Below are 22154 nucleotides of genomic sequence, written 5' to 3'. Positions count from 1 at the left end.
TCATTAGAGCGAATTTTGGCGAGGCCGAAATGCTTGAGCGGAAGCCCTCACTTCCCCCATCGCGTCTTGCTCTAATCGCAACAACACGTGTCTCAAAGCCCCCCTGCTACTAGCCAGCCACTCGCAAATTGCATGCGCCCGCTTGTTCCCGTAACCCCGAGATGCAACCTTTAACTGCCAAACTTCTCGCCCCAAGAAGGCTGGCAAGTGTCCACTCATGTGACAGTAAGCTCCAGCCACCAGATCCGGCACAGCAGCAACATCTTCTGACCACGCAGGCACAAACGGTAACTCAGTAGTACTAAAATAATGACCGGCAGGTTTCTGCCATCGAGTGAGTCCATATGTAATATATGTCGCCAAACGAGCAAAACACTCGCGTTTATCATGACTGTCTAAAGCTTCATCATGATCACTTATCAAAATAGAATCCTGATCCTCATTTCGAAAACCAGACAAAATCAGAGCCAAAAGACTAGCCAAGCGAAGCATTTTTTCCACCGTACCGCGATTAGCCTGCAACGGAAAACAATCGGGGAAAGCTGCAATCGTCGCGTCCGGCCCGCCGTGCATAAAACTACCCACATTCCGATCAATCATTATAGTGACAAGATTTCCACTTAACTCGCTTACCGTTTCAAGAAAGGCCGGCAATGCCCTCCAGCGGACAGGCTCATTTAGTTTTTTAAACGAAATCCGTCGATCATCCGGCAGCCAACGTTGGCGAAAATCCCTCAATGACGGTAGCCACCCTCCTAGAGCCTGGTCAGTCGTTATTAAAAATGAATAAGACTCATGCGTTGCTCCCTTATGTTGGCCGGAATAGTCACTTGCAACGAACAAACTTCCATTGGCAACAGAAGCCAGAAGCCCGGTATTGTTATTTTCTAAAATTCTCAGAGAATCACTTAATCTAAATATAAACCCAGCACTTGGATCGGCTATAGGTTGCCAAATGCTCATCTTCCCGCACACTCTCATCATAGCTCAGCCGCTCGGCCAACATCGTTTCCAACAATGACCACGAAGTCAGTGGCATTACAATTGATATCGCAATTTGAAATCAAACACTTCCTGGATGAACCTAGCGGCCCAGATCGGGTGGCCATCCTCGCCACTGCTTTTGAATAGTGCAGCGCGCCCTTAAGGCTCAGTAGTTCTCTGTCCATAACCTACATTCGGAACCCAGGCGGGCACTGCTCCCCACGCCAAACCTTGTCCCCCAGACAATCCCGCCCTTGCCCCGACCGCCCGCCGCTCGTATCGAACCAGGAGCCCCTGTCCACGGAGAGCCCCATGGCCGAGATCGACACCCGCCCCATGACCGTCAGCGCCGTCACCCTGACGGGGGCCGTGGTGCGGTTGGAGCCGTTGAGCCAAGACCATCTGCCGGGGCTGATCGCGGTGGGGCTGGACCCGGTGTTGTGGCGCTGGGTACCGACGCAGCTGACGACGCCCGATGAGATGCGGGCCTATGTCCACACGGCGCTGGAGGAGCGGGACCGGCATGTCAGCCTGCCCTTCGCCATCGTGGACCGGGCCAGCGGCCAGGTCATCGGCAGCACGCGCTATGGCAACATCGACCGCGCCAACCGGCGGGTGGAGATTGGCTGGACCTGGGTGGCGCGGTCGCACCAGCGCACCGGCGCCAACACCGATGCCAAGCGCCTGCTGCTGACCCACGCCTTCGAGGTGCTGGGCGCCCACCGGGTGGAGTTGAAGACCGACGCGCTGAACCAGCAGTCCCGCGCCGCCATCGCCCGCATCGGCGCCACGCAGGAAGGCATCTTCCGAAACCACGTCGTGGTGCCGGCCCGCGTGGGGCCGGAGGGCGAGGCCCTTGCCGCCCGCCTGCGCGACAGCGTCTATTTCTCCGTCATCGCCGCCGAATGGCCGCAGGTGAAGGAACGGCTGGCCACCCTGGCACGGCGGGACTGAAGCACCACCCCCTATCGCGCCTGCGAACGCCGCCGGTCTGCAACCGATGCCAGGCTTGCGCGCCCGGCCCGTCCGGCCTTAAGGCTGTGACGGGGCGCATTGCCGTGAGCAGGTGCGGCATGACAGATATGCACCGACTATCCCCGTAATCATCGCCCGCCGGTAATTTACGCAATTGACCGGAGCGTTATTCCCCGTGCTAACTGTCGTTAGTGTGCTATTAATATTTTGCACAGCCATTGAACAGTACAATCCGGCGGCCGGCATCATCCGGTGAACAAGCCCAGCCAAGGGCCACGCCGGGGACCGATGGGGGCTGAGGATGAAGGGATCACGCATTAAAGCCTTGAAGGGCTGTGTGGCGGCCGGTGTCCTACTGCTGAGCGGCGGCGCCGTGGCGCAGGAGCAGGACGGCGGCGGCATTCCGGACATCATCGTCACCGCCCAGCGGCGCGAGCAGTCGGTGCAGGACGTGGGCCTGTCCGTCTCCGTCCTGTCGGCGGGGGATTTGGCCGCCCACCATGTCACCTCGGTCAACGATCTGCAGACCATGACCCCGGGGCTGGAGGTCACCAACGCCTTCGGCGGGGGGCAGCCGCAGTTCCGCATCCGGGGCGTGGGCTTCAACGACTATGCCTCGAACAACACGCCCACCGTGGGCGTGTATGTCGATGAGGTCGCCTACCCCCTGCCCATCATGACCCAGGGCCTGGTGTATGACGTGGACCGGGTGGAGGTGCTGCGCGGGCCGCAGGGCGTGCTGTACGGCCGCAACACCACCGGCGGCGCCATCAACATCCTGACCGCCAACCCCACCGACACGGCCGGCGCCGGCATCACCGCCGACTATGGCAGCTACGACGCCGCCAAGGTGGAGGCCTACGTCTCCGGCCCCATCGGCGACAATGTGAAGGTGCGCCTGTCGGCCATGACGCAGCAGGGCGGCGCCTGGCAGACCAACCGCGTGACGGGCCAGGACCTGGGCAACGCCAACCGCACCGCCGTGCGTGCCAAGATAGCCTGGGCCGCCACGCCGGATACGGATGTGAAGCTGAACCTGCATTACGGGCGCGACCTGTCGGACGGCACCGGCGGCTATGACTTCAACCCCACCGTCCAGCCGGGCGTGGGCACCCTGCCGGCCGACACCGACCCGTCGAAGACGGGGTGGGGCCTGTCGCCCGCCTTCGCCAAGGTCATCGGCGCCGACCCGAACGCCAAGCCCTTCCGCAACAACACCAGCGGCGGCGCCGACCTGACGGTGCTGCACCGCTTCGAGGATGTGACGCTGACCAGCATCACGGCGTGGGAGGCGCTGAACCGCAAGGAGTTCGACGACTGGGACGCCACCGCGTACCGCGACGCGGATGAGTATTTCAACAGCCGCGCCCAGGACGTATCGCAGGAGTTGCGCCTGGCCTCCACCGGGGCGGGGCGGCTGCAATGGGTGGGCGGGCTTTATTACTCGCACGAGACATTGCGCGAGGCCTTCCTGTCCGACTTCACCGACATCTACGGCTTCATCGCCAACACCCGCTATGCCCAGACGGCGGAATCCATCAGCGGCTTCGGCCAGGTCGACTATGCCGCCACCGACCGGCTGAAGCTGATCCTGGGCCTGCGGGAGGAGCATGAGGACCGCACGCTGCGCACCTTCCGCACCATTACCATCCCCGACACCGGCATCGGCGTGGCGGCCGACAGCGTGCCCACCGGCTTCACCCAGACCACGGGCAAGGCGGGGGTGGAGTTCAAGCTGGACGATGCGGCCCTGTTGTACGCCAACGTCAGCCGGGGGGTGAAGTCCGGCGGCTTCACCGCCTACAACACCCTGGCGCTGGGCGGCCTGGCCCCCTTCCGGCCGGAGGTGCTGTGGGCCTATGAGGCGGGGGTGAAGTCCGACCTGGCCGGCCACACCCTGCGCCTGAACGCCTCGGCCTATTATTACGACTATCATAACCAGCAGGTGCAGTCGGTCATCATCGACCCGGTGTTCGCCGCCATCGGCAAGATCGTGAACGCCCCCCGGTCGGAGATTTACGGCGCGGAGCTGGAGGCCCAGTGGGCGCCCCGCGCCGGCCTGCTGATCACCCAGGCGCTGGGCCTGTCGCATGGCGAGTTCACGGAATTCAACGCCGTGGACACGGCCGCCTCACTGGCCACCTGCTACCCCTGCCGGTCCATCACCACCAACCAGGCGGGGGAGGATCTGGGCTTCCCCCGCGTCACCTACAACGGCGGCGTCAGCTATGACTGGGCCCTGCCCGGCCACACGCTGAAGACGGAGGCCGACTACAGCTATCGCGGCAGCGAACGCTCGCTGCTGGGCAGCCGCTACAACGTCGCCGGCTATTGGCTGGTCAACGCCGCCGTGACCCTGACGCCGGAGCAGGGGCCGTGGACGGCCACGGTCTATGGCCAGAACATCCTCGACAGGCGCTACGACCTGCTGCGCAACTTCTTCACCAACGCCGACATCGCCATCCCCGGCCGGCCGGCGACCTGGGGCATCCGCCTGGGGTACCAGTACTAAGCGCCCGCAACAGCCAGGCCGAGAGCGTCATGGACGAAGACTTCCTGGGCAACCCCATCACCACGGACGGCGACCACAGCGCCGGGCTGATCGACGATTTCGTCGGCGGCCTGCTGGCCTATGAGACGCGGGCCGTGAACCTGCTGGCGGTGGCGGACGCGGCGGTGGACCTACCCCTGGTGCAAATCTACGCCGGCATGCTGTGGATGTTCCTGGAATCCACCGACGGCCCTGGCCGCGCCGCCCCCTATGTCGGCCGCGCCCTGACCGCCGCCCGCCACGGCACGCGGCGGGAGCGGCTGAACGCCGCGATGCTGGAGGCCTGGTGGCGGGACGACATCCCCGCCGCCCTGGCCCTGGGCGACCAGATCGCGGAGGAATTCCCCCGCGACCTGGTGGCGGTGAAGATCCACCAGTACCTGAACTTCAACCGGGGCCAGTCGCCGGACATGGTGCGCATCGCCCTGAAGGTGCTGCCCCGCGCCGGCGACGTCGCCTATCTGCATGGCATGCTGGCCTTCGGCTATGAGCAATGCCACCTGCTGGATGAGGCGGAGGCGGCGGCCCGCCGCGCCATCACCCTGAAGCGCAAGGAGCCCTGGGCCCACCACGCCCTGGCCCACGTGATGCTGACGCGGGGCGAGATCGACCAGGGTGCGGCCTTCCTGCGCGGCGTGCACGACAGCTGGACCGACCTCAATTCCTTCATGTCCACGCACCTGTGGTGGCACTACGCCCTGTTCCTGCTGAGCCAGGGGCGGGCGGCGGAGGCGCTGGCCACCTACGACGCCCGCGTCTGGGGCGTGGACAAGGGCTATTCCCAGGACCAGGCGGGGGCGGTGCAACTGCTGAGCCGGCTGGAGCTGGCGGGCGTGGACGTGGGCGGGCGCTGGACCGACCTGGCCGGCCACCTGGCGGCCCGCGCCACCGACACGGCCCAGCCCTTCCTGGCGCTGCTGTACCTCATGGGCCTGGCGCGCGCGGGCCGGGCGGAGGCCGACACCCTGCTGGACGCCATCCGCGCCCAGGCGGGCACGGCGCCGGACCACAGCCGGGAGACATGGGCGGACGTGGCCGTGCCGGCGGCCGAGGGGCTGGTGGCCTATCACCGGGGCGACTGGCGCGCGGCGGTGCGCCGCCTGGGCCCCGTGCTGCCCCGCCTGGTGGAGATCGGCGGCAGCCACGCCCAGCGCGACCTGTTCGAGCAGGTGGTGCTGGACGCCTATCTCAAGGACCGGCGCTGGGCGCCGGCGCAACAGATGCTGGAACTGCGCCGGGCCTTTGACCCCGGCGGCGTGCCCCTGAACCGCGCCCTGGCCCAGGTCTATGACGCGCTGGGCCTGCCCAGCCTGGCGCGCCAAGCGGCGGCACGCGCCCACGCCACGGTGGAGGCGCACCGCCACGCCCCCTCCCTGCTGGGGCGCTAGACCAATGGCTTGGGCGACCTTTCTCATGCGTCTTGTCAGGTCGGCGGCCGTGCTGGCCGTCCTGGCGGTAGCGCCCATGGCGGCCGCGCGCGACAGCCTGACCCTGGGCCTGCAGCTGGAGCCGCCGGGCCTGGACCCGACGGCGGAGGCCTCGGCCGCCATCCCCGCCGTCGTCTTTCCCACGGTGTTCGAGGGCCTGGTGCACCAGGGCGTGGGCGGCACGGTGCAGCCCCTGCTGGCCACCGACTGGACGGTGGCGCCCGACGGCCTGACCTACACCTTCCACCTGCGGGCGGGCGTGCGCTTCCAGGACGGAACTGGTTTCGATGCCGAAACGGTCAAGTTCTCGCTTGAGCGCGCCATCGCCCCGGGCAGCACCAACCCGCAGAAGGTGGCGCTGTCGCACATCGACCATGTCGATGTCATCGACCCGCTGACGGCCGCCATCCACCTGAAGGCGCCCTACGGCAGCCTGTTGCAGGTGCTGGGCTGGCCGGCGGCCGTCATGGTGTCCCCCGCCAGCGCCGCCGGCAACGTCACCCACCCGGTGGGCACCGGCCCCTATACCGTGGCCGACTGGCAACGGGGCAACGCCGTCACCCTGGCGCGCAACCCGGCCTATTGGGGGGTGCCCCCCCATCTGGCCAGCGTCACCTACCGCTTCATCGCCGACCCGGCGGCGGCCACGGCGGCGCTGAAGGCCGGCGACATCCAGGGCTTCCCCGCCTTCCCGGCGCCGGAGGCCATCGCCGCGCTGAAGGCCGACCCGCGCTATACCGTCGACATCGCCCCATCGGAGGGGGAAACGCTGCTGGCCCTGAACAACCGGCGCCCGCCCTTCGACAATGTGCTGGTGCGCCGCGCCCTGTCGCACGCCATCGACCGCCAGGCCATCATCCAGGGCGCCATGTTCGGCTATGGCGACCCCATCGGCAGCCACTACCCGCCGCAGAACGTCGGCTATGTCGATCTGACGGGCCTGTACCCACACGACGTGGCCAAGGCCAAGGCCCTGCTGGCGCAGGCCGGCTATCCGCACGGTTTCACCGCCACCCTGCGCGTGCTGCCCCTGCCCTATGCCAAGCGTGCCGCCGAGATCATCGCCGCCCAGCTGGCGGAGGCCGGGGTGCATGTGGTGCTGCAGGACGTGGAATGGGCCACCTGGATTTCCCAGGTGTATGGCGGCCATGACTTCGACATGACCATCGTCGCCCATGTCGAGCCCATGGATTACGACATTTACGGCCGCGACGATTACTATTTCGGCTATCGCAACCCGGCCTACAAGGCGCTGCTGGCCCAGCTGGACGCCACGGTGGACCCGGCGCGACGCCTGGCCCTGCTGGGCGACATCCAGCGCACCCTGGCCGACGATGCCGTCAACGTCTTCCTGTTCGAATACCCCTATTTCGGCGTGTGGGACGCACGCCTGCGCGACATCTGGCTGCCCACGCCGGTGCAGCTGGTGGACCTGGCCACGGCGCGCTTCGACGACGCCGGCGGAAACACCGGGACCGGTGGCGGCCTGTCCGGCGCCGGGGGGCTGGCCTGGCTGCTGGGCTTGGCCGTGCTGGGCGCCGTGGCCCTGGCCGCCGCCAAGGCGGGCCCGCGCTATGTCGCCGGGCGCCTAGTCGTGCTGCTGCTGACCCTGCTGGCCGCCAGCCTGGCCATCTTCCTGGTGTTGCAGGTCATCCCCGGCGACCCCGCCCGGGTGATGATGGGCCTGAGCGCCGACCCGGCCGCCCTGGCCGTGCTGCGCCACCAGATGGGCCTGGACGTGCCGGCGCCGCAGCGCTACCTCGCCTGGCTGGCCGGCCTGGCGCGGGGCGATTTCGGCCTCAGCTACACCTACCGCGTCGATGTCGGCCGCCTGATGGCGGAGCGGCTGGCCGTGACCCTGCCCCTGACGCTGTATGCCGTGCTGCTGTCCACCCTGCTGGCCGTCGCCCTGGGCACCCTGGCGGCGCTGGGGGCCGTGCGCGGGCGGCGGGGCGGCGTGGTGGACGCCCTGCTGAACGGCGTGGCGCAATTGCTGATCGCCGTGCCCAACTTCTGGGCCGGCACCGTGCTGGCCCTGGTCTTCGCCGCCGGCCTGCACTGGTTCGCCGCCGGCGGCTTCCCCGGCTGGGGCGGCGGCCTGCTGCCGGCATGCAAGGCCCTGACCCTGCCGGCCATCGCCCTGGCCGCCCCCCAGGCCGGCATCCTGGCGCGGGTGCTGCGGGGCGAGCTGGTGGCGCAGATGGGGCAGGATTACATCCGCACCGCGCGGGCCAAGGGCCTGAGCCTGGCCCAGGCCCTGCTGCGCCACGCCCTGCCTAATGCGTGCGTGCCGGCACTGACCATCCTGGGCATGCAGTTCTCCTTCCTGCTGGCGGGCGGCATCATCATCGAGAACGTGTTCTTCCTGCCTGGACTGGGGCGCCTGGTGTTCCAGGCCGTGGCCCAGCGCGACCTGATCGTGGTGCAGGGGGTCACCGTCGGCCTGGTGTTCGCCGTGGTGGTGGTCACCTTCCTGATCGATCTGGCCAACGCCGCGGTGGATCCGCGCCTGACACGGGGGCCGCGGCCATGACCGTCATGATCACGCTGGAGGCGACGGCCGACGGCAGCCGCCATTCCAAGGCCCTGGCCGCCGGCCTGTTCCTGACCGGCCTGGTGGTGGCCACCGCCCTGCTGTCGCTGGCGTGGACGCCCTATGACCCCACGGCCATCAACGTCGCCGGGCGGATGGCCGCACCCTCCGCCACCCATTGGTTCGGCACCGACGCCTATGGCCGCGACGTCTTCTCCCACGTGCTGGCGGGCGGGCGCAGCGCCTTGGGCGTGGCCCTGGCCGCCGTGGGCGTGGGCGCGGGATTCGGCGTGCCCCTGGGCCTGCTGGCGGCGGGGCGGCGCGGCTGGGTGGAGGAGGTGGCGATGCGCGGCAGCGACGTGGTCTTCGCCTTCCCCGCCCTGATCACCGCCGTGCTGATCGCGGCCCTGTGCGGCCCGGGGGCCGTGGACGCCATCGCCGCCATCGGCCTGTTCAACATTCCCGTCTTCGCCAAGGTGGCGCGGGGGGCGGCCCTGGGCGTGTGGGCGCGGGATTACACCCTGGCCGCCCGCCTGGCTGGCAAGGGCGGCGGCCGCATCTCAGCGGAACATGTGCTGCCCAACATCGCCGGCCTGCTGCTGGTCCAGGCCGCCATCCAGCTGTCGCTGGGCATCGTCGCCGACGCTGGCCTGTCCTTCGTCGGCCTGGGCACCCAGGCGCCGCAGCCCAGCTGGGGCCGCATGCTGGCGGACAGCCAGACCCTGGCGGGCCAGGCGCCCTGGCTGGTGCTGTTCCCCGGCCTGGCCGTGGTGGCCGCCGTGCTGGGCTTCAACCTGCTGGGCGAGGGCCTGCGCGGCCGCCTGGCCCCGAAGCGGGGGGCCTGAGCCATGGCACTGCTGGACATTCGCGATGTCAGCCTGACCATCGACGGCCGCACCATCCTGAGTGCCGTATCGCTGACGGTGGAACCGGGCCAGATCGTGGCCCTGGTGGGGGCGTCCGGCTCCGGCAAGTCCATGACCGCCCTGGCGGTGCTGGGCCTGACACCCCCCGGCGCCCGCACCCGGGGTAGCATCCGCCTGGACGGGCGGGAGCTGACCACCCTGACCGAACGGCAGATGAACGCCGTGCGCGGCCGCGACGTGGGCCTGGTGTTCCAGGAACCCATGACGGCGCTGAACCCCGTCCTGTCCATAGGATCGCAGGTGGCGGAGACGGTACGGGTGCACGGCATGGCCAGCCGGGCCGAAGCGGCGCGCATTGCCGACACCATGCTGACCCGTGTGGGCCTGCCCGCCGATCGCTTCCCCCGCAGCCGGCGCCCGCATGAGCTGTCGGGCGGGCAGCGCCAGCGGGTGGCCATTGCGGCGGCCCTGGCCCTGAAACCCAAGCTGCTGATCGCGGATGAGCCCACCACCGCCCTGGACGTGACCACCCAGGCCCGCGTCCTGGGCCTGCTGGTGGATCTGGTGCGGCAGGATGGCCTGGGCCTGCTGCTGATCAGCCACGATCTGGCCCTGGTGTCCCGCGTGGCCGACCGCGTGGTGGTGGTGCATGAAGGCGCGGTGGTGGAGGCGGGCGACCCCGCGACCGTCTTCGCGGCGCCGGCGCATCCCTATACCCGCCGCCTGCTGGCGGCCACGCAGCCGGCGCGGCAGCGGCCGGACGTTCTACCGGCCCCCGTACAGCCGCCCCTGTTGGCCGCCGAGGGCATCGTGCGCGACTATCCCCTGCCCCGTGCCGGCTGGTGGTCCAGGCCGGCGCACCTGCGCGCCGTGGACCAGGTCAGCCTGGCCGTGCACCGGGGGGAGAGCGTGGGCATCGTGGGCGAGTCCGGATCGGGCAAATCCACCCTGCTGCGCACCCTGCTGGCGGCGGACGCGCCGCAGGCGGGTGCCGTGCGCCTGCTTGACCGGCCCTGGTCGGCGGCCGGCGAGGCCGCCCGCCGCCCCCTGCGCCGCCACGTCCAGATGGTGTTCCAGGACCCGGTGGGCAGCTTCGACCCCCGCTGGCGGGTGGAGCGGGTGGTGGCCGAGCCCCTGGCCCTGCTGGACGCGCCGCTTCCCCCCGCGCTGCGGCGGGCGCGGGTGGAGGAACTGCTGGCCCAGGTGGGCCTGGCGCCGGCGGATGCCGACCGCCATCCGCACGAATTCTCCGGCGGCCAGCGCCAGCGCATCGCCATCGCCCGCGCCCTGGCGGTGCAGCCCGACCTGATCGCCCTGGATGAGGCGACCTCCGCCCTGGATGTGCTGACCCGCGCCCAGATCCTGGACCTGCTGGGCAGCCTGTCGCGCCGCCTGGGCCTGGCCTATCTGGTGGTGTCGCACGATCTGGCGGTGGTGCGGGCCCTGACCGACCGGCTGCTGGTCATGCGCGACGGCCGCATCGTCGAGGAAGGGCCGACCGCGCAGGTGTTGAGCCAGCCGCGGCATCCCTACACCGCCAGCCTGCTGGCGGCCACGCCCACCCTGGCAACTCAGGTCGCCTGATGGCCGTCCTCGCCCCCTTGTCCGTCCCCCGCATGATACACCGCGCGGGCGATGGCGCGGGCCAGGCAGTCGGCGGCGGCGGAGCCGATGCGCGCCACCTGGGCCCAGCGGCTGCCGGCGTCCATCGACAGGGCCGGTCCCCGCGCCACGGCGAACACGGTGTCGCCGTCGAAAGGGGTGTGGGCCGGGCGCGCGGCGCGGGCGATGCCGTCCTGCGCCATCATCGCCACCCGCTTGCACTCCGCCGTGCTGAGGTCAGCGGAGGCGGCCACCACCGCAATCGTGGTGTTGGCGCCCGCCGTGGGCTGGCGGTGCACGCCCAGCCGCGACAGCTCGGGCACCGGGTCGCTGGCATCCATGGGGCCCTGGGGTGTGCGGCCGCCGAACTCGCCATCGATCTCGAAGGGCCAGGCCCAGTAGGTGCGGCCGTCGGGCATGAAAACCGAGCCCAGGGGGTTGGCCGCCACCAGGGCGCCCACCACCAGGCCATCGCCCAGATCCAGCGAAGCGGTGCCGATCCCACCGGGGACCAGCCCGGCCATGGCGCCGCGCCCGGCGCCCAGGGCGCCTTGGGGCACATCCAGGCCGGCGGCCTCGACCGCGCGCATCCCCAGGTCACGGTAGGGCGGCGCCAGGCCCCAGTCCTTGTCGCCGCCATTGGCCAGGTCATAGAGCACGGCGGCCGGCACCAGGGGCACGGCGGGCGTACCGGGCCGCAGGGTCAGGCCCATCCCGCGCCGCGACAGCACGGCCACCACCCCGTCCGCCGCGGCGAGCCCGAAGACGGAACCACCGGTCAGGACCACGGCATGAGCCCGGCCCACCAGGTTCTCCGCCGCCAGCATCTCGGTCTCGCGGGTGCCGGGGCCGCCGCCGCGCACGTCCACGCCGCCGGCCCAGCCGGCGGCCCCCTTGGGGCCCCCGCACAGCAGGACGGTGACGCCACTGCGCACCCCCTCATCCGTGGCGTGGCCCACCGTCAGGCCGGGGACGTCGGTGATGGCGTTACGCGATCCGGGGCGCGGTCCGGTGGCAGGCATGATACGGTTTTCCAACGGCTTGGTTCACGGTCCGGGGACGGCCGATCCACGATCCCGGCCGCGACAGCGCGGATAGTCCGCCTTCATCCTCGTACCTTCAACGGGAAACACCATGCCGGATACCGCTGAGCCCCAGCCGATTGCCACCACCCGCCTGGTGGTCACGACCGACACGGTGACGGTGCGCGACGGCCGTCCGCCCTTGAGCCTGCTGGTGCATGAGGGCGGGACGCGTGCCGACACCACCGTCTTCCTGTGCCACGGCAGTGGCGGCAACAAGAACCAGTGGCGCCACCAATGGGCCGCCCTGGTGGAGGCGGGCGTGCGCATCGTCGCCTGGGATTTCGTCGGCCATGGGCAAAGCCCCCAGCCGCGCGACTGGGCGGCCTATGAGGGTAACCATCTGGTGGCCGACTACCGCCAGATCCTGGACAGCTATGGGCCGCCGGACAGTCAAGGCCGCGTCATCCTGGCCGGCCACTCCTATGGCTGCCGCCTGACCTTGAGCCTGCTGCAGGGCCTGGCGGCGGAGGGCCAGTTGCATCGCGTGGCGGCGGCCTTGTTGCTGGGCCCGCCCAGCCCCGTCGCCCTGTTGGGCGCCAACCCGCTGGGCTGGCTGCCACCCTTCGTCCTGGAATGGATCCGCCCCCTCATCTCCGCCAAGTTCCGTTCCCTGGCCTGGCATCCGGACACCGACGCCGCCCTGCTCGCGTTCGAGGAGCAGGCGACCAAGGGCAACAGCCTGTTCATGATGAAGGCGCTGATGAGCCAGGCGGCCCATCCCGACCCGGCGGCGCTCTCATCCCTGACCCTGCCCATCACCGTGGTGGCCGGCGCCAATGACGGCCTGACGCCGCCGGCCGGTGCCCGCGACCTGGCCAAGCGCCTGCCCAACGCCACCTACGTGGAACTGGAACGCTGCGGCCACCAGATCATGCTGGAGAAGCCGGCCGAGACCAACGCCCTGCTGCTGGGCCTGGTAAAGGGCTGACTGTCGCGCGGTCATTCGTACCGCAGCGCCGCCACCGGCGGGGCGCTGGCGACGCGGATGACGTGGACCGCCACCGTGGCCAGCGCCACGGCCAAGGCGACAGCGCCGGCGGCCAGGAAGGTCAGGGGCGCCTGGTCCACCCGCACGGTGAATTGCAGCAGCCACTGGTGCAGGGCCCACCAGGCGACAGGCCACGCCACCAGGTTCGCGAGCAGCACGGGCCGGGTGAATTGCCAGGCCATCAGCCCCATGATATCCGGCACCTTGGCCCCCACCACCCGGCGCACGCCAATCTCCTTGGTGCGCCGGGCCGCCGTCAGGGCGGTCAGGCCGAACAGGCCCATATTGGCCAGCGCCACGGCCAAGCCGCCGAAAGCAGCGAAGACGCGGGCCTGGCGCCGTTCCGACTGGTACAGGCTTTCGATCCGCTCATCCGCGAAGGCGCGACGCAGGTAGTCGGCGTCGGGGTACAGCTTGTCGACCACGGCGTTCACGGCCGCCATCGTGGCCCGCTGGTCGCCTGCGGCCAGGCGCACGGTCAGGTGCTCGCCGCTGGCCTTGATCGGGAACATCAGCGGCAGATCGGCCCGGCGGGCGGACTGGAACCGCATGTCCGCCACCACGCCGGCGACCTCGGTGGGGTCTTCGCTGTTGATGGACAGGCGTTCGCCCACCGCGTCCTCCGGCCTGGTGTATCCCATGCGCCGCGCCGCGGTTTCCGTCAGGATGAGGTAGCGCGGCTTTTCCTCGTCCCCCTCCGCCGGCTTCCAGCCGGGGGGCAGGTCCTTGCCGGCTACCAGGCGCGCGCCGTAGGTGGCGAAGAAATCCTGGTCCGCCGTGAAGGTGGCGATACCCCGCGCCTGGCGCAGGGTGCTGCGGGTATTTTCCGGCAGGTCGAAGCTGGACAGGCTTTCCGATTGGGCGGCCGGCACCAAGCTGGACAGACTGGCGGCACGCACGCCGGGCAGGCGTGTCACCTCCGCCTTCAAGGTGGCGGCCCGGGACAGGTCGGCGGGCAGGTTGCTGACCAGGTACAGGCTATCCGGCTGATAGCCCAGGCCGGCGGCCTGAACGTGGGCCACCTGGCGCTGCACCGTGAAGGTCGCCACCATCAGGGCGATAGATACCGCGAACTGCGCCACCACCAGCACGGCCCGCACGCGGCCGGCGCCCGGCGCCTGGGCGCGGCCCTTCAGTACTTCTCCCGGCCGGTAGCCCGACAACACCAGGGCGGGGTAGAAGCCGCCCAGCACGCCCACCAGGACAGGCGTGGCCAGCAGCAGGGGCAGCAGCCAGCCCCGGGTCAGGGGCGCCAGCGAGACATCCCGGCCCACCAGTCCCTGGAACGCCGGCCGGGCCAGTTCCATGAGCGCCAGGGCGGCCACCGTGCCGACGGCGGCCAGCAGCACCGCCTCGCCGGTGAACAGGGCGACCAGCTGCCGGCGGCGAGCGCCCACCAGCTTGCGGATGCCCACCTCGCGGGCCCGGGTGATGGCCTGGGCCGTCGCCATGTTGGTGTAGTTTGCGATGGCGATGCCCAGGATCAGCAGGGCGACGCCGCCCAGGACCTGCAAGGTGCCGACATCCCCTTCGGCGAGGGCGCCCAGCGCCTTGACCCGCAGATAGATGTCGGGCACGGGATCCAGCCGCAGGCTGACCATGTTGTCCATGCCGCCGCCCGCCTTGTCGGGGTTGGGCGGGTTGTGCCGGTTGACGAACGCGGGCAGGCCTGCGCCCACCGCCGCCGCCGACGCCCCCGGCGCCAAGCGGACGTAGGTGGTGACCCCCGAGATGTCGGACCAGGGTCGCGGTTTCGCATGCGCCCAGGACTTGTCCCCCCGTGCGGCCTCGGCGGCGATGGCGGTGAAGACCAGATGGCTTTGCCCCAGCGGCGCCAGGATGCCGGTAACGGTCAGGGCCGGCCCGTGCCGCACCTCGATCGTGCGGCCCATGGGGTCAGCGTCCCCGAACAGCGTGCGCGCCAGGTCCCGGGTCACCACCACGCCATCGGGCCGGGCCAGAGCCAGGGCGGGATCGCCCCGTTCCAGTGGATAATCCAGCAGCCGCAGGAAGTCCGGATCGGCCCACAGCACCCGCTGTTCGAAGTAGCGGGTGGCGGCGCCCAGCATCACCCGATCCTGCTCGATACGGGTGACGGCCTCGACCTCCGGCACCTCCTGCTTCACGGACCCGGCCAGGTCATCCGGGGCGAAGGTCAGCTTGATGGACTGGCCGCCCACGTTCAGTTGACTGCCCACGCGGTAGAGGCGGTCGGCGTGGGTGAAGCCCCGGTCCACCGTCCCCTCTTCCGCCACATAGAGGCTGACCAGCAGGAAGGCGGCGATACCGACGGCCAGACCCGTCAGGTTCAGCAAGGTGAACAGGATATGCCGGCGGAGGAAAACAGGCAGCGTGAACATCGGCATCGTACACCTCCCCCTCATTCATACCGCAGGGCGCCGGCGGGCGGCGCCTGGGTCACGCGGATGACGTGAACGGCCACGGTGGCCAGCGCCACGGCCAGGGCGGCGGCCCCGGCGGCCAGATAGGTGCCCGGCCCCTGGTCCACCCGCACGGTGAACTGCCCCAGCCAGCGATGCAGCCCCCACCAGGCCACGGGCCAGGCCACCAGGTTGGCCAGCAGCACCGGCCGCGCGAACTGCCACACCATCAGCCAGGCGATGTCGCGCGCCCGGGCGCCCACCACGCGGCGGATGCCGATCTCCTTGGTCCGCCGCGCCGCCGCCAGCGCCGTCAGGCCGAACAGGCCCAGGTTGGCCAGCACGATGGCCAGCGCGCTGAAGATGGCGAAGACCTTGGCCTGGCGCTCCTCCGTCCGGTACTGGGCCTCCAGCCTATCGTCGGCGAAGCCGCGCGGCGCGCGACGCGCCTCGGGGTACAGCTGATCCACCAGGGCGTTGATGGCGGCCAGGGCCGGGCGGGGATCGCCGGCGGCCAGACGGATGGTCAGGAAGCCACCGGTGGCGCCGATGGAGAACATCAGCGCCTCGTCCGCGTCGCGGGCGGTGCGGAAACGGACATTGCCCAGCACGCCCGCCACCTCGACCGGATGATCCTCCTCATCGGTGTAGCGGTCGCCCACGGCATCCGTGGGATGGGCATACCCCAAGCGTCGGGCCGCCGCCTCAGTCAGCCAGACATAGCGCCGCCCCCCGTCCGCCGCCGGGCGCCAGCCGGGCGGCAGGGCAGCGCCCGCCTTGAGGTCCAGGCCATAGGTCGCGATAAAGTCCGGATCCGCCGAGAAATCCGGCATGAAGGCCTTGCCCGGCGTGGCGCCATGAGTGTCCCCGGGCACCGTGAGCTGGGTCATGAACTGGCTGATGTCGGCGGGGACGAGGCTGCTAAAGGCCGCGCCCTGGATACCGGGCATCTTCGCCAACTCCGTCTTCATGGTGACCGCGCGCTGCGCGTCGTGGGGCAACTGGCTGACGACGTACAGGTTTTCCGGCAGGAAGCCCAAGGCGGCGGTGCGGGCGTGCGCCACCTGGCGCAGCACCGTCACCGTGGCGATGATCAGGGTGATGGAGATGGCGAACTGCGCCACCACCAGCACCGCGCCCAGGCGGCCGGCGGCTGGCGCCGCGCCACCCTTCAGCACCTCCGCCGGGCGGTAGCCGGAGAGCACCAGGGCGGGATAAAGGCCGCCCAGCACCCCTACCACCAGGGGCGTGGCCAGGACTAGGGCAAGGAAACCGCCGTCGCGCAGCAAGGAAAAGCCGAGCGGCCGGCCCACCAGCGCCAGGAAGGGGGGCAGCAGCACCTCCACCACCGCCAGGCCGGCCAGGGTGCCGGCGATGGCCAGCGCCACGGACTCGCCGGTGAACAGGGCCACCAGTTGCCAGCGCCGGGCGCCGGCCAGCTTGCGGATGCCGACCTCCCGCGCCCGGTGGATGGCTAGGGCCGTGGCCAGGTTGGTGTAGTTGGCGATGGCCACGCCCAGGATCAGCAAGGCGGCGACCGACAGGAGGCCCACGGTGCCGACGTCGCCGCCCGGCTTGGACTGGTTGAAGGTCTTGATGTGCAGATGGATGGAGGGCACCGGGTCCAGGCGCAGGGCCATGAAGCCCTGGCGCACATCGTCCGGCAATTGGCTCAGGACGGCCCGGCGCCGCACGAAATCCGGCAGCCGCGCGGCCACGGCCCCGGCGGAGGTGCCCGGGCGCAGCCGGACGTAGACGGCGGTTTCCCCGATGTGGCTCCACTGCTCCGCGGCCATATGGGCCCAGTTCTTGTCCCCCCGGCCACTGTCGGCGGCGATGCCGGTGAACTTCAGGTGGGTTTCGGCCAGCGGCCTCAGCACGCCGGTGACGGTCAGCATCTGGCCGCCCGCCACCCGGACGGTGCGGCCCATCGGATCGGCATCCCCGAACAGGGTGCGGGCCAGTTCCGGCGTCACCACCAGCCCATCGGGCCGGGCCAGCGCCGTGGCGGCGTCGCCCCGCGCCAGCGGATAGTCCAGCACCCGCAACAGGTTGGCGTCCGCCCACAGCAGCGGCGTGGTCAGGACGCGGTCCCCATCCTGCAGGTCGACATCCTCCTCGGAAGCGCGGGTGACCGCCTCCACCTCTGGGAAGTCCTGGGCCAGCGGCTCCACCAACAGCGGCGTGGTGGCGCCCAGCACGATCTCGTTGCCCCCCACCGACAGCCGGGTTCCCACGCGGTAGAGCCGGTCGACCCCCGTGAACCCCCGGTCCACCGTCAACTCCCCCGCCACATACAGGCTGACCATCAGGAAGCCGGCGATGCCCGCCGTCAGCCCGAACAGGTTCAACAGGGTGACCAGGGCGTGGCGGCGGAAGATGGACGGCAAGACGATCATTCAGCGGTTTCCCCCGGCTGCGGAATGAAGTGTGTGTGTCAAGCAAAAGACGGGCCGCGCCTAAGTGCTTGCTTTTATTGAAGTGGTGGGGGGATACCCCTGTCCGTTCTCGAACAGCTGTCCGGGAACGGACAATCCGCGCACAGGGGCCGCCCGACCATCAACACGCGCCGCCGGCTCCCCCCTTCACGCCGGCCGCACCGATCCGCGTTCCACCAGGGTGAAGTCCAGCACGACGTCGCGTGGCGTGGGGGCGATGCCGGCCACCATCCCACCTGCCGCCGCCCCGCTTGCCGCCGCCGACCTGCCCAGTGCCTCGACCAGCAGGTCGATGGCGCGGACGGCCATGTCCTTTATGGGTTGGCGCACGGTGGTCAGCGCCGGCCACACCCGGGTGGCGACCAGCGTGTCGTCAAAGCCGGTGACGGCGAGGTCACGGGGCGGCACCAGACCCCGCCGGTGCGCGGCCCACAAGGCGGCGGCCGCCATGTCGTCATTGGCGGCCATGATGGCATCCGGCGGCTGGGGGAGGTTCAGCAGGATGTCGGTAGCGATCAGCCCCGTTTCAAAACTGAAAAGCCCCTCCGCGCACAGCTCCGGCCGGAAGGGGATGCCGTGCGCCGCCAGCGCCGACTTGTAGCCGTCCAGCCGGGCCACGCTGTCGGAATGGCCGCCCGGACCGGTGATGATGGCGATGCGGCGATAGCCCCGCGCGATCAGCAGGTCGGCGACCGCCCGCCCTGCCGCATGGTTGTCGATGCGTACCGTCGCCATGTCGGGCAAGGGGCCGGCCGTGGCGATGGCCACTGCCGGCACGCCCAGGGTGCGCAGCGCCGGCGTCCCGGTCAGCAATTCGGCGAAGGGGGGAATGAGCAGCAGGGCGTCCGCGCCCGACCGTACCAGGGACAACGCCACGGCCGCCGCCTTGTCGGGCGTGGCGGCGCCGGCGCGGCGTACCATGAGCTGCAGCCCCTTCTCCGCCGCCGCGGCCGATACCTCGCCATGCGCCAGGCTGAGGAACATGCTTTCGATATCGAGGTAGATCAGTCCGATGCGCGCCGGGGCCGCCCCCACCAGGTGGCGGGCCGCCTGGCTGGGCACATAGCCCATTTCCTCGATGATGGCGCGGACCCGGGCGCGGGTGGATTCCCCCACCTTGCCGGTGCGGTTGACGACGTTGGATACGGTCATGGCGGACACGCCGGCGCGCTGGGCCACGTCCTGGATGGTCACCCTGTCCCGCTGCTGCCGCGACCGCCGCATCCGTCCGCTGATCCGTCATCCTGGTCGCCGCGCCGGCATGGCGACGGCGCCCCGCCGGGCTGGCGGGGCGCCGATATTCCCTTGCCCGGGGAGGGCGACGCAAGCGGCATCACGCCCTGTCGATCCGCGCGGCATAGCAGCCGTATTTGGCGTAATGGGCGTGGATGTAGGCCACATCCGGCCGGTCCAGCAGGCGGTGGATGACGGGGATGGCGTCCGTACCGTCCACCAGGTCGGCCGTCACGATCATATGGCCCGCGTCAAAGCATCGTAGCGATAGGATGCGCCGTTCCAAGGCCGGCGGCAGGATGTCCGCCGTCCGACATGCTTCACCCACGCCCTCGCGCACATAGATCGCATGGGCGGAGCGATACGGGGTGAAGGCGGGTTGATGCTGATGGTTCACCAGCACCACGCGCTCCCCCGGGCGGGCATCATCCAGGCTGACGCGGCAGGGGAAGGCGCCCGGGGCGTCCACCACCTGGCGGCAGGCGCCGGCGGCCAGCAGGCCGGCCTCATCCAGGGCGAACAAGGGGGCGAAGGGGGCCGGATCGAGGCCGGTGACGGTGAAGGACAGGGTCATGATGGCAACCGATTGTCAGGTGTCGATGTCCCACCCTGCCCCGCGCCGACGCGGCGGCCATCCCGTTTCCTGCGGTCGAAAATACTCAGTCGCCGTAGGCATCCGGGCCGAAAGAGGGCGGGCCAGGCTTCGCCACCTGCGTCGGCGGCATCTCATCCGCATCCGGCACCACCCGCACCAAGGTGCAGGGGTGGCCCTGGCTGTCGAGCGCCACCGGCAATGCCGGGCGCAGCATCAGCAAGAGGATGAAGGCGAGCAGGAGCAGCCCCAGCAGCGCGCGCGACAACGCGCCGCCGGCGCCGCCGGAAAGGCGGCCGGTCATGATGGTGTCCTTCATGGTTTCAAGGAGCCGCCGGCGATGCGGAGCCCCGGGCGGAGGAGCGTCCGTTCAGGCATTCGCTCCGTCACAGGCGAAGTATCGGTCACCGAACACTTGGCAACAATGTGTATTGCGCGCAGTGTGCCTTCGCCGATGACGAAGGGTGGTCCGCGAAGGGGGGCTTCCATGCAATTCGACCTGACCGACCTGGCGCTGTTCCGCGACGTGGTGGAGGCGGGCAGCATCACCTGGGGGGCCGAGCGGGCGCACCTGGCCCTGGCGGCGGCCAGCACGCGCATCCGCAATATGGAGGTGTCGCTGGGCGCCACCCTGCTGGACCGGGGACGGCACGGGGTGACACCCACCCCCGCCGGCCGCGCCCTGCTGGCCCATGCCCGCGCCATCCTGGAGCAGACGGAACGCCTGCGCGAGGATTTGAGCGTCTATGCCGGCGGGGCGGCCGGCAACGTCCGCATCCTGTCCAACACCAACGCGCTGACGGAATTCCTGCCCGAGCTGCTGAGCAGCTTCCTGAACGCCCACCCCCTGGTGTCGGTGGATGTGGAAGAGCGGCTGAGCGATGAGATCGTGGCCGCCATCGCCGACGGCACCGGCGACATCGGCATCGTCGCCGGCACGGTGGAGACGGGCGAGCTGGAAACCTACCCTTTCCGCCAGGACCGCTTCGTCCTGGTGGCCGCCCCCGCCCACCCGCTGGGCGGGCGTGAGACGGTGACCTTCGCCGAGGTGATGGACCACGACCTCGTGGGCCTGGACCGCGCGGCGGCGCTGCAGCGCTTCCTGTCCGACCGGGCCGCCCGGGCCGGCCGGCGCCTGCGCCTGCGCGTGCAGTTGCGCAGCTTCGACGGTATTTGCCGCCTGGTGGAGGGCAACGTCGGCATCGGCATCGTGCCGGAAACGACGGCGCGGCGCGCCGCCCGGACCATGGACATCCGCTGCATTGCCCTGACCGACAGCTGGGCGGTACGCGACCTGAAGGTCTGCACCCGCGGCCGCGCCCGCCTGCCCCGTTTCGCCAAATTGCTGGCCGACCATCTGCTGAGCACACCCTCCGCAGGGCCGCTTCACGACGGGGGCATGGAACCACCGGCGGCGGCCCCATAGCGCCAATAGGCGCTTTTCCCGTACACTTCCCCGCTCATGACGACGGGCCGGCATAACGGCCCCCCAGATGGCCCACAAGCCCCGAGGAAGAATCCCCATGCGTCTGCGGCCCTTGCTTCGCCTGGCCGTCCTGGCCGGCGCCACCGTATTGAGCCTGCCCACCCTGGGCGCCGAAGAAGCCAAGCCCGATCCCGTCCTGTCGCAGATGGTGGCCTCACCCGCGCGGTCACCCCAGTTTCAGGCGCGCGACGCCGCCCGCCATCCCCTGCAGGAACTGGCCTTCTTCGGCCTGGCGCCCAACCAGACGGTGGTCGAGATCTCGCCCAGCGGCGGTTATTGGACAGAGATCCTGGCGCCCTACCTGCATGACCGGGGCACCTACTACGCCGCCGCCAACCCCCGGGGCACGGACAGCGCCTACGCCAACCGCGAGAACGCCGCCTTCGACGCCAAGCTGGCCGCCGACCCGGCGCGCTACGGTAAGGTCAAGGTGACGGAGTTCGGCCGGGGGCACTTTGACATCGCCCCCGCCGGTAGCGCCGACCTGATCGTCACCTTCCGGAACCTGCACAACTGGATGGGCGGCGGTTACGCGGACGAGGCCATGGCCGCCTTCTACCGTGCGCTGAAGCCCGGCGGCATCCTGGGCATCGAGGATCACCGCGGCAGCGATGCGCAGCCGCAAGATCCGAAGGCAACCAGCGGTTACGTAAGGCAGGATTACGCCATCGCGCTGGCCAAGAAGGCCGGCTTCGAGCTGGTAGGCAGTTCCGAGATCAACGCCAACCCCAAGGACAGCAAGGATTGGCCGGAAGGCGTATGGACCCTGCCCCCAACCTTAGCGCTTAAGGATAAGGACCGGGACCGTTATCTGGCCGTGGGCGAAGCCGATAATTTCGTGCTGAAATTCCGGAAGCCGCTGCAATAAGCTGATTAGTTTATACAATATTCAGATAACAAACGAGTCTCGCGCCGCGCCGCCCCCGGTTGCGGCGCGTTTTCGTTTCCGGAGGTGATGGATGCGGCGATCCGCCACGGCATAGGCCTTAGGTAATAACATTTCCATTTTTGAT

General features: G+C 69.7%; 16 protein-coding genes. 9 read left to right on the top strand and 7 right to left on the bottom strand.

Annotated features, from left to right (window positions below; all coding sequences use genetic code 11):
• Positions 1–3: 3 nt before the first annotated feature.
• Positions 4–963 carry a hypothetical protein gene (locus tag FBZ89_RS02425; RefSeq protein WP_145748417.1) on the bottom strand — a complete coding sequence of 320 codons (960 nt, stop codon included), beginning with the start codon at positions 961–963 and terminating at the stop codon, positions 4–6.
• Positions 964–1296: 333 nt separating this feature from the next.
• On the opposite strand from FBZ89_RS02425, the gene FBZ89_RS02420 reads away from it, so the two are divergent.
• The 6 genes from FBZ89_RS02420 to FBZ89_RS02395 all read left to right on the top strand — a co-directional run bounded on the left by FBZ89_RS02420 (position 1297) and on the right by FBZ89_RS02395 (position 10920).
• Positions 1297–1938 (top strand): GNAT family N-acetyltransferase, encoded by a 642-nt coding sequence (locus tag FBZ89_RS02420; protein ID WP_246171993.1) that lies wholly within the window; start codon positions 1297–1299, stop codon positions 1936–1938.
• Positions 1939–2260: 322 nt separating this feature from the next.
• The gene (locus FBZ89_RS02415) at positions 2261–4471 is read left to right on the top strand and encodes a TonB-dependent receptor (protein WP_145748416.1); all 2211 of its coding nucleotides are present in this window, start codon (positions 2261–2263) and stop codon (positions 4469–4471) included.
• 29 nt (positions 4472–4500) lie between these two features.
• Positions 4501–5898, top strand: a complete 1398-nt coding sequence (locus FBZ89_RS02410) for a tetratricopeptide repeat protein (RefSeq protein WP_145748415.1) — start codon at positions 4501–4503, stop codon at positions 5896–5898.
• Between the two features lie 25 nt (positions 5899–5923).
• On the top strand, positions 5924–8470 hold the full coding sequence (locus FBZ89_RS31370) for an ABC transporter substrate-binding protein (RefSeq protein WP_145748414.1): 2547 nt from the start codon (positions 5924–5926) through the stop codon (positions 8468–8470).
• Positions 8467–9315: an ABC transporter permease gene (locus FBZ89_RS02400; RefSeq protein WP_246171992.1), complete on the top strand. Its 849-nt coding sequence runs from the start codon at positions 8467–8469 to the stop codon at positions 9313–9315. Before FBZ89_RS31370 ends, FBZ89_RS02400 begins: the two co-directional genes overlap by 4 nt.
• Positions 9316–9318: 3 nt before the next feature.
• Positions 9319–10920 carry a dipeptide ABC transporter ATP-binding protein gene (locus FBZ89_RS02395; protein ID WP_145748413.1) on the top strand — a complete coding sequence of 534 codons (1602 nt, stop codon included), beginning with the start codon at positions 9319–9321 and terminating at the stop codon, positions 10918–10920.
• Here the strand turns inward: FBZ89_RS02395 and FBZ89_RS02390 are convergent.
• Positions 10908–11960, bottom strand: a complete 1053-nt coding sequence (locus FBZ89_RS02390) for a P1 family peptidase (RefSeq protein ID WP_145748412.1) — start codon at positions 11958–11960, stop codon at positions 10908–10910. The two genes, FBZ89_RS02395 and FBZ89_RS02390, sit on opposite strands and share 13 nt — an antisense overlap.
• Positions 11961–12072: 112 nt before the next feature.
• Between FBZ89_RS02390 and FBZ89_RS02385 the strand changes: the two genes are divergently transcribed.
• The gene (locus tag FBZ89_RS02385; RefSeq protein ID WP_145748411.1) at positions 12073–12951 is read left to right on the top strand and encodes an alpha/beta fold hydrolase; all 879 of its coding nucleotides are present in this window, start codon (positions 12073–12075) and stop codon (positions 12949–12951) included.
• A gap of 11 nt (positions 12952–12962) precedes the next feature.
• Here FBZ89_RS02385 and FBZ89_RS02380 read toward each other — a convergent pair whose 3' ends face one another.
• From FBZ89_RS02380 to FBZ89_RS02360, 5 genes are all read right to left on the bottom strand, one after another.
• Entirely contained in the window at positions 12963–15377 is a 2415-nt protein-coding gene (locus FBZ89_RS02380) for an ABC transporter permease (RefSeq protein WP_186457151.1), read from the bottom strand.
• Between the two features lie 14 nt (positions 15378–15391).
• A complete protein-coding gene (locus FBZ89_RS02375) occupies positions 15392–17791 on the bottom strand; it encodes an ABC transporter permease (protein WP_145748409.1) in 2400 nt (799 codons plus the stop codon).
• A 186-nt stretch (positions 17792–17977) separates the two neighbouring features.
• Positions 17978–19054 carry a LacI family DNA-binding transcriptional regulator gene (locus FBZ89_RS02370; RefSeq protein WP_145748408.1) on the bottom strand — a complete coding sequence of 359 codons (1077 nt, stop codon included), beginning with the start codon at positions 19052–19054 and terminating at the stop codon, positions 17978–17980.
• Positions 19055–19163: 109 nt separating this feature from the next.
• On the bottom strand, positions 19164–19637 hold the full coding sequence (locus FBZ89_RS02365) for a DUF1203 domain-containing protein (RefSeq protein ID WP_145748407.1): 474 nt from the start codon (positions 19635–19637) through the stop codon (positions 19164–19166).
• A gap of 85 nt (positions 19638–19722) precedes the next feature.
• Positions 19723–19974, bottom strand: a complete 252-nt coding sequence (locus FBZ89_RS02360; RefSeq protein WP_145748406.1) for a hypothetical protein — start codon at positions 19972–19974, stop codon at positions 19723–19725.
• Positions 19975–20142: 168 nt separating this feature from the next.
• Here FBZ89_RS02360 and FBZ89_RS02355 point away from each other — a divergent pair, with 168 nt between their 5' ends.
• Together FBZ89_RS02355 and FBZ89_RS02350 are read left to right on the top strand one after the other, a co-directional pair.
• Positions 20143–21081, top strand: a complete 939-nt coding sequence (locus FBZ89_RS02355) for a LysR family transcriptional regulator (protein ID WP_145748405.1) — start codon at positions 20143–20145, stop codon at positions 21079–21081.
• A gap of 97 nt (positions 21082–21178) precedes the next feature.
• The gene (locus tag FBZ89_RS02350; RefSeq protein WP_145748404.1) at positions 21179–22009 is read left to right on the top strand and encodes a class I SAM-dependent methyltransferase; all 831 of its coding nucleotides are present in this window, start codon (positions 21179–21181) and stop codon (positions 22007–22009) included.
• Positions 22010–22154: the final 145 nt, after the last annotated feature.

The organism is Nitrospirillum amazonense (assembly GCF_007828045.1).
Classification (GTDB): domain Bacteria; phylum Pseudomonadota; class Alphaproteobacteria; order Azospirillales; family Azospirillaceae; genus Nitrospirillum; species Nitrospirillum amazonense_C.
The sequence above is the reverse complement of the archived record's forward strand: the minus strand, read 5'-3'. Positions and strand labels throughout refer to the sequence as shown.

Bases quoted from the DNA above. Each gene is read 5' to 3' on its own strand.
- FBZ89_RS02375 (WP_145748409.1), bottom strand. From the start codon at position 17,791: ATGATCGTCTTGCCGTCCATCTTCCGCCGCCACGCCCTGGTCACCCTG.
- FBZ89_RS31370 (WP_145748414.1), top strand. From the start codon at position 5,924: ATGCGTCTTGTCAGGTCGGCGGCCGTGCTGGCCGTCCTGGCGGTAGCG.
- FBZ89_RS02425 (WP_145748417.1), bottom strand. From the start codon at position 963: ATGAGCATTTGGCAACCTATAGCCGATCCAAGTGCTGGGTTTATATTT.
- FBZ89_RS02365 (WP_145748407.1), bottom strand. From the start codon at position 19,637: ATGACCCTGTCCTTCACCGTCACCGGCCTCGATCCGGCCCCCTTCGCC.
- FBZ89_RS02360 (WP_145748406.1), bottom strand. From the start codon at position 19,974: ATGAAGGACACCATCATGACCGGCCGCCTTTCCGGCGGCGCCGGCGGC.
- FBZ89_RS02385 (WP_145748411.1), top strand. From the start codon at position 12,073: ATGCCGGATACCGCTGAGCCCCAGCCGATTGCCACCACCCGCCTGGTG.
- FBZ89_RS02390 (WP_145748412.1), bottom strand. From the start codon at position 11,960: ATGCCTGCCACCGGACCGCGCCCCGGATCGCGTAACGCCATCACCGAC.
- FBZ89_RS02350 (WP_145748404.1), top strand. From the start codon at position 21,179: ATGCGTCTGCGGCCCTTGCTTCGCCTGGCCGTCCTGGCCGGCGCCACC.
- FBZ89_RS02420 (WP_246171993.1), top strand. From the start codon at position 1,297: ATGGCCGAGATCGACACCCGCCCCATGACCGTCAGCGCCGTCACCCTG.
- FBZ89_RS02395 (WP_145748413.1), top strand. From the start codon at position 9,319: ATGGCACTGCTGGACATTCGCGATGTCAGCCTGACCATCGACGGCCGC.
- FBZ89_RS02400 (WP_246171992.1), top strand. From the start codon at position 8,467: ATGACCGTCATGATCACGCTGGAGGCGACGGCCGACGGCAGCCGCCAT.
- FBZ89_RS02410 (WP_145748415.1), top strand. From the start codon at position 4,501: ATGGACGAAGACTTCCTGGGCAACCCCATCACCACGGACGGCGACCAC.
- FBZ89_RS02415 (WP_145748416.1), top strand. From the start codon at position 2,261: ATGAAGGGATCACGCATTAAAGCCTTGAAGGGCTGTGTGGCGGCCGGT.
- FBZ89_RS02380 (WP_186457151.1), bottom strand. From the start codon at position 15,377: ATGCCGATGTTCACGCTGCCTGTTTTCCTCCGCCGGCATATCCTGTTC.
- FBZ89_RS02355 (WP_145748405.1), top strand. From the start codon at position 20,143: ATGCAATTCGACCTGACCGACCTGGCGCTGTTCCGCGACGTGGTGGAG.
- FBZ89_RS02370 (WP_145748408.1), bottom strand. From the start codon at position 19,054: ATGCGGCGGTCGCGGCAGCAGCGGGACAGGGTGACCATCCAGGACGTG.